Source organism: Ruegeria sp. BE10 (genome assembly GCF_056538905.1).
This window is the reverse complement of sequence record NZ_JBQFTX010000001.1, coordinates 883,986-897,504: the sequence shown is the minus strand read 5'-3', so window position 1 is coordinate 897,504 and position 13,519 is coordinate 883,986. Positions and strand designations below refer to the sequence as shown.

The window sequence follows — 13,519 nt, the reverse complement described above, 5'->3', positions numbered from 1 at the left end:
TTAAGCTGCGGATTGCATCGGTGTGGCGCTGCCGCTGCGGAAGTACTCCTGCGCTGCTGCAACACCGCTGCCCAACGTGATCGGATAGTCCAGATCAGCCATCGCCATTTCGATCGTGGCCAGACCGGACAGAACCATTACATCCGTCAGGCTTCCCAGATGGCCGATACGGAAGGCTTTGCCGTTCATTTCGCCCAGCCCGATGCCAAAGCTTACGCCATAGGCATTAAAGGCGTGATCGGTCAGCGCATTGCTGTCAAAGCCTTCAGGTACGTAAATCGCACTGACGGTATCGGAATACAGGTCGGGCGATTGCGCCACCAACTCCAGCCCCCAGGCGGCAGTTGCCTTGCGGACCCCTTCGGCCAGACGGAAATGGCGGGCATATACGTTGTCCAGCCCTTCCTCGAACAGCATCTTCAGGCTTTCGCGCATACCATAGATCAGCTGCAGTGGTGGGGTATAGGGAAACCCGCCCGACGCATTTGCGTTCATCATGTCGCGGAAATCAAAGAAGGTGCGCGGCAGTTGGGCCGTTTCCATCGCAGCCAGCGCCTTGGGGCTGACACACAGGATTGCCATACCGGTTGCCAGCATGAAGCCCTTTTGCGAACCCGACACCGCGATATCGACGCCCCAGCCATCAAACTCGAACGGCATCGAGGCCAGTGAACTGACGCAATCCACAAACAGCATCGCCGGGTGGTCGCTGGCATCCATTGCCTTGCGCACCGCTCCGATATCCGAGCGTACGCCGGTCGCCGTTTCGTTATGCGTTACCAGAACTGCTTTGATCTTATGCTCTTTGTCTGCGGCAAGAGCTTCAGCAAACTTATCGGCGGGCGCGCCGCTGCCCCAGGGGCATTCGATGATGCGGACATCCAGGCCGTGCCGTTGGCACAGGTCGATCCAGCGATGGCTGAACATGCCATAGCGCGCAACCAGTACGCTGTCGCCGGGGCTGAGCGTATTGGTCACCGATGCCTCCCAGCCGCCTGTTCCGCTGGCCGGGAAGGTGATGATCTTCCCTTCTTTGGTTCCAAACACCTTTTTGGTGTCTTCCAGCACAGGGGCAAAGGTTTCGACAAAATCAGGCGCGCGGTGGTCCTGTGTCTGGACCTGCATCGCTAGGCGCAACCGATCCGGGATATTGGTGGGGCCGGGAATGAATACCGGGTTTTGATTGGACATTTCTAGATCCTCCGATTTGAAGAAGAGTGTTGTAGAAATCGCTCCTTGGTGCAATTTTCTTGAAAAATATTTTCATTTTTGCAATTAAATAAATAATCCATTGAATAGATGTGATTTTCCGTTTTTCATTTTTGAGTTTCAGAAAGCGGGATAAAAAAACTTTGCCGGGCTGAAAGGAGAAATCAGTGACGGACACCCCCAAAAGGCCGCGCGGCAGGCCCAAATCGCTGTTCAAGGAAAGCTCGGCCGGGACCATGCAATCACTGGATCGGGCGCTGGTTGTTCTGACCGCTGTGGCACGAATGGAACGCGCTGCGCTAAGCGATCTTGCGCGCGAAGTGGATGTACCTACAGCCACTACGCACCGCATTCTGGCGACGTTGCAGAAACATGGGTTTGTCGCCTTCGATGACGAGCGGCAGGAATGGATGATCGGGATTGAAGCGTATCGCACCGGCGCTTCGTTCCTGCGTCGAAACAGCGTGATTGAAATCGGGCGACCGATCTTGCGGCGTTTGATGCAAGAAAGTGGCGAAACCGCGAATTTGGCCGTGCCAGACGGGTCCGAAGTGGTTTTTGTCGGACAGGTTGAAACGCCGAACCCGATCCGGGCGTTTTTCCCACCGGGTGCTAGGACGCCGATGTACGCGTCCGGCACTGGCAAAGCGATATTGGCCGCGATGAGCGAGTCTGCGGCCAGCAAAGCATTGGCGGCTGACGCTGTTCGTTTCACCTCACATACGTTGCTGCCGAACGAAGGGTTAGAGGCGGATTTGGCTAAAACCCATGCCCGCGGCTGGTCGCATGATCATGAGGAACGGTACGAAGGCATGTCCTGTATTGGTGCCGCCATCTACAACGACCGGGGCGAACCCTGTGCCGGGATTTCCGTGTCTGGGCCGTCTGTCCGGTTCATTGCCGACCGGGCAACAGAACTGGGTGCGTTGGTTCGGGACGCCGCAGAAGAGATCACGCAGCTCAGCGGCGGTCGATTACCGAAGCCGCCTGAGGACTAGCGCCTATTTTCGCGGGACCCGTGGAATACGGGATTGCGATAATTTGTATTTGTGTTCGGGGTGGGGCGGGTGGCCATGGGTGCGGCCCCAATACGCGGGGCCACCTCGTTTCAGCCAAAGCGGGACGCACAGGACCAGGCCGACAAAAAAGCCCCCCGTGTGCGCCCAATAGGCAACTCCACCTTCGTCTGGGTTGCTTGCAAGGCTGCCCATGAATTGAAGGCCCAACCAGATGCCCAGCATGAGGAAAGCCGGGATGGTGAAAATCCGAAAATAGACGATCAGAATCAGCAGAACGTCCACGCGCGCCTTGGGGAACAGCAAAAGATAGCCGCCCATCACCCCGGCAATCGCACCCGAGGCTCCAATGGTTGGCACCACCGAATCCGGCGCGGTGGCAACGTGGATCAGGCCTGCGCCGACACCAGCCAGCAAATAGAACAGCAGGAAGGGCAGGTGGCCCATCTCATCCTCAAGATTGTCCCCGAAAATCCAGAGAAACAGCATGTTCCCGGCCAGATGCATCCATCCACCATGCAGAAACATCGACGTCACAAGGGTTTCAAAGGCAAATCCATCGGTGATCCGAGCTGGGATGATAGCATAGTCGAAATACAGCCTGTTGATCAGCGGCGCATTATCCATAATCCCCACATAGCTGAAGAAAATCAGGATATTGGCTGCCATCAGTAGGTAAACGACATAGGGCGTGCGCCCCGACGGATTGTGGTCACGGATCGGAAACATGGGGGGACGCTGGGCTTTTCCCGGCCCAGCGTCAAGGTACGGTTACGCCGCACCTCCCAACAAGGCCGCATTGCCTCCGGCGGCGGTGGTGTCGACGCAGACGTGACGCTCGCCCAGAACCCGCGGCCGGTCAGGTTGACCGGGGATCAGCGGCAGGATCGGGCCATCACGGCGGGCCAGGTGGCGTTCGATCTCGCGCGCGGTTTCGTCATCTCCCCACCACAGAACTCCTGAGATATTGGCGATGTTCTCTAGCCTGTGCAGGTCCACCATGCCGGTCGCTAGAATGGCGGTGCCACCCAGGGCTGCGACTGCTTCGGCCTGCGCTTGTGCGGCCTCGGGTCCTGGCCCCATGCACAACAATGGCGCGCGGGGGAATTCACTCAGTCGGTTGGATTCGCCGGTCGGGCCGGGCAGGGATTGCGTGCGTACGGCAGCAGGCTGGCCTTGCGGATCGGGTAGATCGCCCATCGTGTTGTTCCAATTCGCCGTGCTGTGTTGACGATCCGGAGCACAGAAGCGTGCCATGTAGTTCGGCCCACCCGCCTTGGGTCCGGTGCCCGACAGACCTTCGCCGCCAAAGGGCTGAGATCCCACGATCGCACCAATCTGGTTGCGGTTGACATAAATGTTGCCCGCGTGAACGGCCTCGGTGATGTGTTGGACCCGGTCATCGATGCGGGTGTGCAGGCCGAAAGTCAGCCCATAACCCGTGGCATTGATGTCGGCGATGACCTGATCAATCTCAGCAGCCTTGAAGCGGACGACATGCAGGACCGGGCCAAACACTTCTCGCTCCAGTGCGCTGATACCGGGGATTTCGATCAGGGTAGGGGCGATGAATGTCCCTTCGGGGGGCGTGTTCAGTTCCTTCACCACCCGGCCTTCTGCGCGCGCTTGCGCGATGTGGTCCGCAATGCCTTGCAGCGCGTCCTGATCAATGACCGGGCCGCAGTCGGTCGACAAAAGCCATGGGTCTCCGACCTGCAAAGCCTCCATCGCGCCGGTCAGCATGGTCAGCAAGTCGTCGGCGATATCTTCCTGCACATAGAGGCAGCGCAGGGCCGAGCATCTCTGACCCGCAGATTGAAATGCGCTTTCGATGATGGATTGCACGGCTTGTTCAGGCAGTGCGGTGCTGTCCACAATCATGGCGTTCAATCCGCCGGTTTCCGCGATCAAAGGCGTGCCAGGTTTCAGGTTCTCTGCCATTGCTGAACGAATTTTCAATGCGGTGGCGGTCGAGCCTGTAAAGGCGACCCCAGAAACGCGCGGGTCTGACGTCAACGCCGCCCCGACGGACGGCCCACCGGGCAGCAGTTGCAGAACGTCGCGCGGTACTCCGGCCTCGTGCAGCAGTTGGACAGCCCGGTGCGCGACCAACGGCGTTTGCGGCGCAGGCTTGGCTAGAACGGCGTTGCCGGTGGCCAAAGCCGCCGAAATCTGCCCGGTAAAGATTGCCAGCGGAAAGTTCCAGGGGCTGATGCAAGTAAACGTGCCCGCCAGTTCAGCCGCCGGGATATTAGCAGCATAATAACGAAGGAAATCGACAGCCTCGCGCAGTTCAGCGACCGCATCGGGAATCGATTTGCCAGCCTCTCGCGCCAGCAGAGCGAAAAGCTCACCATAATGTGCTTCGTACAGATCAGCTGCCGTATTCAATACCTGCGCCCGTTGTTCAGCCGGAGCATTCCACGGGGACGCCGTGGCCAACGCAAGTTCGACATCCTGAGCGCTGGCCGGGGCGACCGCGCCCGGTCGGTCCTGCGGATGCGCCGGATTGGTGACGGGTTCGTCAGCGTCGGGATACGCGTCTTGTGACAAAAGCGGCTGCGCGTACCAGTGATGTGCGCGAAATGCATCGCGAGCGGCGTCAATCTGATCGAGGGTCGGTGTGTGTTGCAGATCAAACCCTTTAGAATTGGGCCGTTCGGGTTGAAACAGTTCAGGGCCGGTTGGCAGCGATGGTTTTGGTTCTGCAATGCTGTCAAATGGGTCCGACGCGACCTCCTCGGGTGGCACATTTTCATCGACGATCTGATTCACGAAGGACGAATTCGCGCCGTTCTCAAGCAGCCGCCGAACCAGATAGGCTAAAAGATCGCGATGTGCTCCGACCGGAGCGTAAATTCGGCAGCGAGTGTTGCTTTGATCACGAACGATCTGATGCAAAGTTTCGCCCATGCCATGCAAACGCTGAAACTCGAACGGTTGCGCGTCGGCCATATGCAGGATTGCGCTGACCGTATGGGCGTTATGGGTGGCGAATTGCGGGTAAATCCGGTCGGTCATACCCAACAGCTTGCGGGCATTGGCGATGTACGAGATATCGGTCGCCGCCTTGCGCGTGAAAACCGGGAAACCGTCGACACCCTCGACCTGCGCTCGCTTGACCTCGGTATCCCAATAGGCCCCTTTGACCAGCCGGACCATCAGTTTGCGGTCATGACGTTCTGCCATGTCATAGAGCGTGTCCAGAACAAGCCCCGCACGCGGACCATAGGCTTGCACGACAATGCCGAAACCATCCCAACCGGCCAATGCGGGTTCACTCATCACGGCTTCGATCACTTGCAAGGAAAGCGACAGGCGGTCGGCTTCCTCGGCGTCTACATTCAGGCCCATACCGGCGGCTTTGGCCAACAGACACAGGGCGCGCAGGCGAGGAACAAGCTCTTCCATCACCCGTTGTTCCTGCGCCAACTCATAGCGCGGATGCAGGGCTGACAGCTTTACCGATATCCCCGGATTGGCCCGGATATCGTCATGGGTGCAGGCATCGGCAATGGCCGCGATAGCGCGAGAATAAGACAGGTGATAACGGGCGGCGTCAGCTTCGGTGCGCGCCGCCTCGCCCAGCATGTCGTAGGAATAGGTGTAACCCTTTGCCTCCATCCCGGCGGCCCGGTCCATGGCGGACTGGATAGTCTCACCCAGTACGAATTGACGGCCCATTTCCTTCATCGCGCGGCCAACGGCCGTACGGATCACCGGTTCGCCCAATCGTTTGATGGCCCCGCGCAGGGCGCCGACGGGCGACGCTTTGCCCTCGTCCAGAACCTTTCCGGTCAGCATCAGCGCCCAGGTTGACGCGTTCACCAGCGAAGACGAGGACTGCCCCAAATGTTTGCCCCAATCCGACGGTGCGATCTTATCCTCGATCAACGCGTCGATGGTGTCGGCATCAGGGACGCGCAGCAGCGCCTCGGCCAGACACATCAGCGCGATGCCCTCGTCGGTGGACAGGCCGTATTCGGCCAGAAACACTTCCATCATGCCGGGCGAAGTACTGGACCGGATGTCACGCACCAACTGAGCCGCTGCTGCACAGATCGCCGTGCGGTCGGCTTGGGGCAGGTTGGTCTGTTCGACCAACTGATCCAATACTGCAGACTGGTCAGCATAGGTCGGGCCGTCGATATGGGTGCGCAGGCTGTGTGTCATGTATCCTCCGGGCTTTTGGGGAGTATACAGTCGATTTTTCAGGACAATCGCCTTAAGTTCAGAAAATGGTAGGCGAATGATCTGAAATTTCGAGGTTCAGCGATGCAAAAAGGTAATCCCGATCTGGATCGGTTCGACCGGTCGATCCTGGCGATTCTGGCCGAGGACGGGCGCATTTCGGTTGCCGACCTTGCGCGGCGGATCGGGTTGTCGAAATCTCCAACTCAAGCACGTGTGAAAAGACTTGAGGCCGAGGGTATCATCACCGGATACCGTGCCCTGCTGGACCCGATCCGTCTTGGTCTGGATCACGTCGCCTTTGTCGAGGTGCGTTTGACCGACACGCGCGAAAAGGCCCTGGCCGAGTTCAACGCGGCAGTGCGTAGGGTGGCCGAGATCGAGCAAGCCCATATGATTGCGTCAAATTTTGACTATTTGTTGAAAATTCGTACCGGCTCGATGTCGGAATACCGCGCGGTGCTGGCCGAGAAAATCTCATCCCTGCCGCATGTGGCCAACACATCGACCTTCGTCGCTATGGAAGCGGTGAAGGAGACGGGCGTGTCCGGTGCCATTGACGGGATGGGTTGACGAAAACCCCGCACGCATCACCATTGGGTCATGAAACAGATCACCTATGCCACCATCCTGTTAATAACATCCACAACAGCGCATGCCGATGAATGCCCTGTTGCGCCGGATCACAGCGCCGATGTCAGTGGCGTAATCGCCCAGATACAACAGGCCGAAAACGAACAGGCCGCCCGTCTCTTATCGAACCAATTGTGGGAGTTTTGGACGGACGCACCTGATGAAAGCGCGCAGGCGGTTCTGGACCGAGGCATGACGCGCCGAAACGCATGGGATCTGCTGGGCGCTATCGAGGATTTCAACAAGCTGGTCGCCTATTGCCCGTCATATGCCGAAGGGTACAACCAGCGCGCATTTGCGCATTATTTGCGGCAGGATTTTCAGGCCGCGTTACCCGATCTGGACAAGGCGATCGAACTGTCGCCTAACCATGTGGCGGCCATTAGCGGGCGCGCCCTGACCTTGTTGGGATTGCAAAGGATTGATGAGGCGCGCGAAGCTTTGAACCAAGCGCTGGAACTGAACCCGTGGCTTTCGGAGCGGCATCTTCTGGCACCCGGAGGGCCACTGGCGCCTCCGGGTGAGGATATCTGACAAAACACCCCAACTATAGAGTGGGGGCTTTTTCGACGTTTAGCCAACCAAACCGTTGTCGGAGCGCTTGATGGCGATGACCGATGATCGCGGTGTACCGCCATCGGGCCAGTTGCTGCCCGGATGCTGAATGCCCACAAACATGGTGCGCAGGTCGTTGGACCAGGTCAGGCCGGTGACCTCGCAACCATTGGGGCCCGTCATAAACCGTACGATTTCGCCGGTCACCGGGTCGCCAACCAGCATCTGGTTATTGCCATTGCCAGCAAAGTCACCCTCGTTGTTGTCCTTACCGTCGGTCTGAATCCAGATCAGGCCCGTCGAGTCGATGACCATGCCATCGGGCGAGTTGAACAGATTACCCTCATTCACATTCGGCGAGCCAGCGCGGTCGTCGGAATGCACCATTGGGTTGCCCGCCATGACGTAGAGATCCCAGTCAAAGGTGTCTGCGGCGTGATCGTCATTCGAGGGTCGCCAGCGGACGATCTGACCGTACTTGTTGGCCTCACGTGGGTTGGCGGCATTGACCGACGTGTCGTCACCACCGGCATTCGGTTTGACACCACGGTTTTTGTTGTTGGTCAGGCAGCAATAGGCCTCGACCGCAACCGGGCTCGACGCCACCCATTCTGGGCGGTCCATAGTGGTGCCACCTACGGCCGACGCTGCCATGCGGGTAAAGATCCGGATTTCAGCATCATCCATGCCAGTCGTTTCCGGCGTCAGTGGCAGCCATTCGCCGGTCGCATCGTCGTTGAACTTGGCAACGTACAGCGTTCCGTCATTCAGCAAGCTCTCGGTTTCGCCACCCGGCTGATAGGTGCCGTTCGAGACGAACTTGTACAAGTACTCGCCGCGCTCGTCATCGCCCATATAGACAACCACACGGCCATCTGCGGCCAGTGTCACCTCGGCGTTTTCGTGTTTGAAGCGGCCCAAGCCGGTGTGTTTGACCGGCGTGCTGTTCGGCTTAGTTGGGTCGATTTCCACGATCCAACCCGCGCGGTGCGGTTCGTTTGGGTTTTTTGACGTGTCGAAACGCGGATCGAAAAGCTCATACCCGTTCCAGCTTTCGGCTTTGACACCGTAACGCTTGAAGCCGTCTGCCACCTTCTGGTCGTAGCTGGCGTTTTCATCGGACGATCCGAAATAGCCGTTAAAGTTCTCTTCGCAGGTCAGGTATGTGCCCCATGGCGTTTTACCCGCGCCACAGTTGTTCATGGTGCCCAGAGATGCGGTGCCGGTTGGGTCGGCCTGCGTCTTCAGCAGATCGTGACCTGCAGCGGGGCCTACGATCTTCATCGGCGTATTGTGGTGGATACGGCGATTGAATGGGCTGTCTTTGACAACCGACCAGCCATTGGGGCCTTCGGCGATCTCCATCACGGTCACACCCTGAATGTTTTGCAGCTTCAAAACATCGTCCGCGTTGGCGGGCACGCCTTCCTGCGCAGCTGGCATGTTGATCTTGCGGTTCGGGTATTCGTGGTTGATGGCGATCAGCTCGTGACCCCGGAACGAAAATGTCTCCATCCCATCAGTGTTTTCACCGAAGATACGGTCTGATTTGTCCAATGGGCCGCCATCCGTCAGGTCATAGCCATCGGCATCGGAAAACAGTGGATCGCCCCAACGCATCAGAATTTTCCACTCATACCCTTCGGGCACATGCACGGTGCCATCGGTCTGCGCAGCAATCGGCGTGAATGCAAAGCGCGACGTGGTGACGGCATGAGCGGCAGTCGACCCCATCAGACCCGCGCCCATAGCGGCAGCGCCTGATCCAAATGCTAGCACACCACCCAGAAAACCTCGGCGCGAAATGGCGCTTTCTACAACACGGTCAAAGTCGTTTTCTTCGGGGCGGGGGAAATGCAGCTCGTCCCAATCGTCGGCGGACAGGGTGGTGGGATCAATGTCTTTCATGGATAGCTCCTGGCTGTCAGAAAATAGCAGATGAAAGGCAATTAGAATTTCTTTGTGACAGCTTGATAACAACCCCATTAAGGGAGAGGCCTGATCTTTCAGAATTTTGCGTGCAATGAAAAGGGAAAAGGCCTTTTCTCTGCGGGAATCCGCGCGTTCTGGTGCTCGATTGTTCCGCAGAAAAACACGCGTGCCTGCGACATTTAGCGCAAACGCTGACCAGCTGCGTCGAACCGATAGGCCTTGTCAGCAGTATAGGCGAGCCGCAATTCCTGACCTTCGGAAATGGCGTGCTGACCGAATAGCCGCGCGGTCACGGATTGGTCGTGTATTTTGGCGATAACGTTTGTATCCCCACCCAGTTTCTCCACATGGCTGACCTGAGCTGTCAGCGGGCCGTCGTCGGACAGAAACAGGTCTTCGGGGCGGATTCCAATGATGTTCTGGCCGCTATCCCCCAACAGGCTTTCGGGTAGGAAATTCATAGACGGTGAGCCTAGAAATCCGGCAACGAACTGGTTTGCAGGGTTGTTGTACAGCTCCATCGGGCTACCGATCTGTTCCACCCGCCCGTCACGCAAAACGACGATCTTGTCGGCCAGCGTCATCGCCTCGGTCTGGTCATGGGTAACATAGATCATCGAGGCGTCCAGTGCCCGGTGCAGGTTCGCAATCTCGATCCGTGTGTTCATCCGTAAGGCGGCGTCCAGATTGGACAGCGGTTCGTCAAACAGGAACAGCTTGGGTTCCCGTACAATGGCGCGGCCGATAGCGACCCGCTGGCGTTGACCACCCGACAATTCAGACGGATAGCGATCCAGATAGGGCTCGAGGTTCAGCATCCGGCTGGCATTGGCAACGCGTTCCTCTATCACCGCTTTGGACTGCTTTTCCTGCTTCAGCGCCAGTGTCATGTTCCCGCGCACGCTGAGGTGCGGGTAAAGTGCATAGCTTTGAAACACCATAGCTATGCCACGCTTGGATGGCGGCACCAGATTGACCTGTTGACCACCGATATTGATTTCGCCCGAGGAGGCATCTTCGAGCCCCGCAATCACACGTAGCAGGGTGGACTTGCCGCAACCCGAGGGGCCGACGAAGACAACAAACTCGCCTTCTTCAACCTCAAGCGTGATGTCCTTGAGGACATGCACATTGCCAAAGGATTTGTTCACATTGCTCAACGTCAGGGCGGTCATTTTGCGGGCTCCTCAAGGGAAACGGGCTGGCCGGTGCGGATGCTTTCATCCGCGGCCAGACAAATGGCGAGGGATTGAACGGCGTCATTCATATGACGGGTCAGGTCGATGTCTTCGGCGATTGCGCGCAGCATATAGACTTGTTCGGCATCGCAGAGTTCCTGATGGCCGGGTTCATCGGGCATATCGATGGTTCGATCACCTTGTGGCGTATGGACCAGAAGGCCGCCGACCTTTGTATGCCCATCAATATCGGAAGATGCGCCTTTGTTGCCATCGGTGATTGAAACCGATCCGTTGGGCGACACGATATCTTTCACGAAAAATGCTGTTTCAGACATCATTGGGCCCCATCCGGCCTCGTACCAGCCGACCGAGCCGTCATCGAAAACCACCTGAAACTGACCGTAATTGTACATGTCCTCGGCGATCTCATCGGATAGGCGCAGACCCATCCCATGAACCCGGACAGGCTGCGCCTCGGTGATCTGGCACATGACGTCGACATAATGAACTCCGCAATCGACAATGGGTGAGGTCGTTTGCATCAGCGCCATATGCGTTTCCCATTCCGCGCCCGAGGATTGCTGGTTCAGGTTCAGACGGAACACATATGGCCCTCCGAGATTGCGCGCCTCGGTGATCAAGCGCATCCAAGACGGGTGGTGGCGCAGGATATAGCCCACGACCAGCTTGCGGTTCAGCCGCGTGGCGGTTTCCACCACCCGCCGCGCGTCAGCGACGTTGGTGGCTAGCGGCTTTTCGACGAAGACATGCGCGCCTGCCTGCATCGCCGCACAGGCGTAGTCGGCGTGGCTGTCAGAATAGGTCGCGATCACAGCCAGATCGGGGCGGGTCTCATTCAGAGCAGTTTCGAAATTCGAATACGCTGGATAATCCAAAAGTTCGGGGTGATCTACGCGCCCGGATCGGTTCACCAGCCCGACGATTTGCGCATCGGGGTGTTGGTGATGGGCCAGCGCATGGCTTAGCCCCATATTGCCCAGACCTGCGATCAGTACACGGGTCATTTGACAGCTCCGGATGTGATGCCACGGATCAGTTGGCGCGAGAAAATTACGTAGAGAACCAGAACCGGCAGGATTGCCATCGACAGGGCCGAAAGAACCGCGTTCCAGTCGGTCACGAACTGGCCGATAAAGACCTGACTGCCCAGCGTCAGTGTTTTGGTTTCTTCAGCCGGGGCAAGGATCAGCGGGAACCACAGGTCATTCCAGATAGGGATCATGTTGAACACGGCTACAGTTGCCATTGCCGGACGAACCAGTGGCAGGACCAGTCGGAAAAAGATCGTGTATTCCGACAGACCGTCAATGCGGCCTGCGTCTTTCAGGTCATCACTGACCTGCCGCATGAATTCAGACAGTATGAATACGGCCAGCGGTAACCCCTGCGCTGTGTAGACAAGGATCAGTGCCCACAGCGTGTTCACCAGCCCGGTCGCCACCATCATCTCAAGGATCGCCACAGTGCCGATGCGGATAGGGATCATGATCCCCAGCGCCAGATAAAGCCCCATGAGCAGGTTGCCTTTGAACTGGTATTCAGACAGCGCATAGGCCGCCATGGCGCCAAGCAGTAGGATGAAGAACAGCGATGCGACCGTGACGATCATCGAGTTCTGGAAGTAGAGGAAGAAATCCCCCTGCTTCATCACCGTCTCGTACCCGATCAGTGAAAAGCTGTCTGCGCTGGGCAGGGCCAGGGGTTCGCGAAAGATCGCGCGGCGGGTTTTGAAGCTGTTGATCAGAATGACAAAGACCGGGAACAGGGCGATCAGCGTATACAGGATCAACGCACCGTGCATCGCGGCGGTGTTGAAGGGATTTTGGCGTGCTTTGTTCATCCGTTCACCCTCACAGTTGATACCGGCGCATCCGGGTCTGGATGCCAAACAGATAGATGCAGACACCCACCAGGATGATGGCAAACATGGCCCCGGCGATGGCTGATCCCATATGCGGATCGCCCAGTTGCAATTGGAAGCCAAAGAAAGTGCGATACATGAATGTACCCAGAATATCGGTCGAGAAATCCGGCCCGGCCAGCGCGCCTTGAGACGCATAGATCAGATCGAACGCGTTGAAATTGCCTACGAAGGTTAGGATCGAGATGATCCCGATCGACGGCAGGATCAGCGGCAGCTTGATTTTCCAAAAGGCCGAGGCCCCGGTAATGCCGTCAATCTCACCCGCCTCAAGGATTTCTTCGGGGATGGTCAACAAGGCGGCATAGATCAGCATCATCGGTATGCCCACGAACTGCCAAACCGAGATCAGCGCCAGCGTGGTCAGGGCGTATTCCTCTTTTCCCAGCCACGGAGCGAACAGGGATTTCAGCCCAATCGCGTCCAGCATTGACGGAGCGATGCCCCAGATCGGCGACAGGATCAATTTCCAGGCGAAGCCGACAATCACAAAGCTGAGGATCGTAGGGATGAAGATCGCCGACCGGTACAAGGCCGCAAATCGAAGCCGTGGGTGGCTGAGAAGCGCGGCCAGTGCGATGCCAATGGGGTTTTGCACCAGCATATGGATCAGGAAAAACCAGAAGTTATTCCCCAGCGCATTCCAGAACTGTTCGGACCAGATCGGGTCAAAGAACAGCGTTCGAAAATTCTGTAGGCCTACGAACACACGGGTCTGATCGACCTCGGTAAACAGCGCCAGACGCAGCGTGTTGAACAGCGGAAAGATCATAACCGCGGTATAGACCAGCACGGCCGGTGCCAGAAACACGACGATATGCCAGCGGAAGCGGGGGCGGTTCATTGGACTGCTTTCAATG

General features: G+C 57.8%; 11 protein-coding genes. 3 read left to right on the top strand and 8 right to left on the bottom strand.

Annotated elements, in window-relative coordinates:
- Positions 1-1,191 carry an L-aspartate--glyoxylate aminotransferase BhcA gene (gene bhcA / locus ACR0M2_RS04455; protein ID WP_170360466.1) on the bottom strand — a complete coding sequence of 397 codons (1,191 nt, stop codon included), beginning with the start codon at positions 1,189-1,191 and terminating at the stop codon, positions 1-3.
- 185 nt (positions 1,192-1,376) lie between these two features.
- Between bhcA and ACR0M2_RS04450 the strand changes: the two genes are divergently transcribed.
- Complete coding sequence (locus tag ACR0M2_RS04450; RefSeq protein ID WP_170409018.1) at positions 1,377-2,207, top strand: IclR family transcriptional regulator; 831 nt, start codon at positions 1,377-1,379, stop codon at positions 2,205-2,207.
- 3 nt (positions 2,208-2,210) lie between these two features.
- On the opposite strand, the gene ACR0M2_RS04445 is transcribed toward ACR0M2_RS04450, so the two are convergent.
- Entirely contained in the window at positions 2,211-2,954 is a 744-nt protein-coding gene (locus ACR0M2_RS04445) for a rhomboid family intramembrane serine protease (RefSeq protein WP_170360462.1), read from the bottom strand.
- Positions 2,955-2,996: 42 nt separating this feature from the next.
- Entirely contained in the window at positions 2,997-6,398 is a 3,402-nt protein-coding gene (gene putA, locus ACR0M2_RS04440; protein ID WP_480704128.1) for a bifunctional proline dehydrogenase/L-glutamate gamma-semialdehyde dehydrogenase PutA, read from the bottom strand.
- Between the two features lie 102 nt (positions 6,399-6,500).
- On the opposite strand from putA, the gene ACR0M2_RS04435 reads away from it, so the two are divergent.
- Positions 6,501-6,989, top strand: a complete 489-nt coding sequence (locus ACR0M2_RS04435) for an Lrp/AsnC family transcriptional regulator (protein ID WP_170347909.1) — start codon at positions 6,501-6,503, stop codon at positions 6,987-6,989.
- A 30-nt stretch (positions 6,990-7,019) separates the two neighbouring features.
- The gene (locus ACR0M2_RS04430) at positions 7,020-7,583 is read left to right on the top strand and encodes a tetratricopeptide repeat protein (protein ID WP_170347910.1); all 564 of its coding nucleotides are present in this window, start codon (positions 7,020-7,022) and stop codon (positions 7,581-7,583) included.
- A gap of 39 nt (positions 7,584-7,622) precedes the next feature.
- Here the strand turns inward: ACR0M2_RS04430 and ACR0M2_RS04425 are convergent, their stop codons facing one another.
- From ACR0M2_RS04425 to ACR0M2_RS04405, 5 genes are all read right to left on the bottom strand, one after another.
- On the bottom strand, positions 7,623-9,512 hold the full coding sequence (locus tag ACR0M2_RS04425) for a PhoX family protein (RefSeq protein ID WP_480704127.1): 1,890 nt from the start codon (positions 9,510-9,512) through the stop codon (positions 7,623-7,625).
- Between the two features lie 203 nt (positions 9,513-9,715).
- Positions 9,716-10,711: an ABC transporter ATP-binding protein gene (locus ACR0M2_RS04420; protein WP_170347912.1), complete on the bottom strand. Its 996-nt coding sequence runs from the start codon at positions 10,709-10,711 to the stop codon at positions 9,716-9,718.
- The gene (locus ACR0M2_RS04415) at positions 10,708-11,742 is read right to left on the bottom strand and encodes a Gfo/Idh/MocA family protein (protein WP_480704126.1); all 1,035 of its coding nucleotides are present in this window, start codon (positions 11,740-11,742) and stop codon (positions 10,708-10,710) included. Before ACR0M2_RS04415 ends, ACR0M2_RS04420 begins: the two co-directional genes overlap by 4 nt.
- Positions 11,739-12,578, bottom strand: coding sequence for a carbohydrate ABC transporter permease (locus ACR0M2_RS04410; RefSeq protein WP_480704125.1), 840 nt, complete (start codon positions 12,576-12,578; stop codon positions 11,739-11,741). Before ACR0M2_RS04410 ends, ACR0M2_RS04415 begins: the two co-directional genes overlap by 4 nt.
- A 10-nt stretch (positions 12,579-12,588) precedes the next feature.
- A complete protein-coding gene (locus ACR0M2_RS04405) occupies positions 12,589-13,503 on the bottom strand; it encodes a carbohydrate ABC transporter permease (RefSeq protein WP_170347915.1) in 915 nt (304 codons plus the stop codon).
- Between the last annotated feature and the right edge of the window lie 16 nt (positions 13,504-13,519).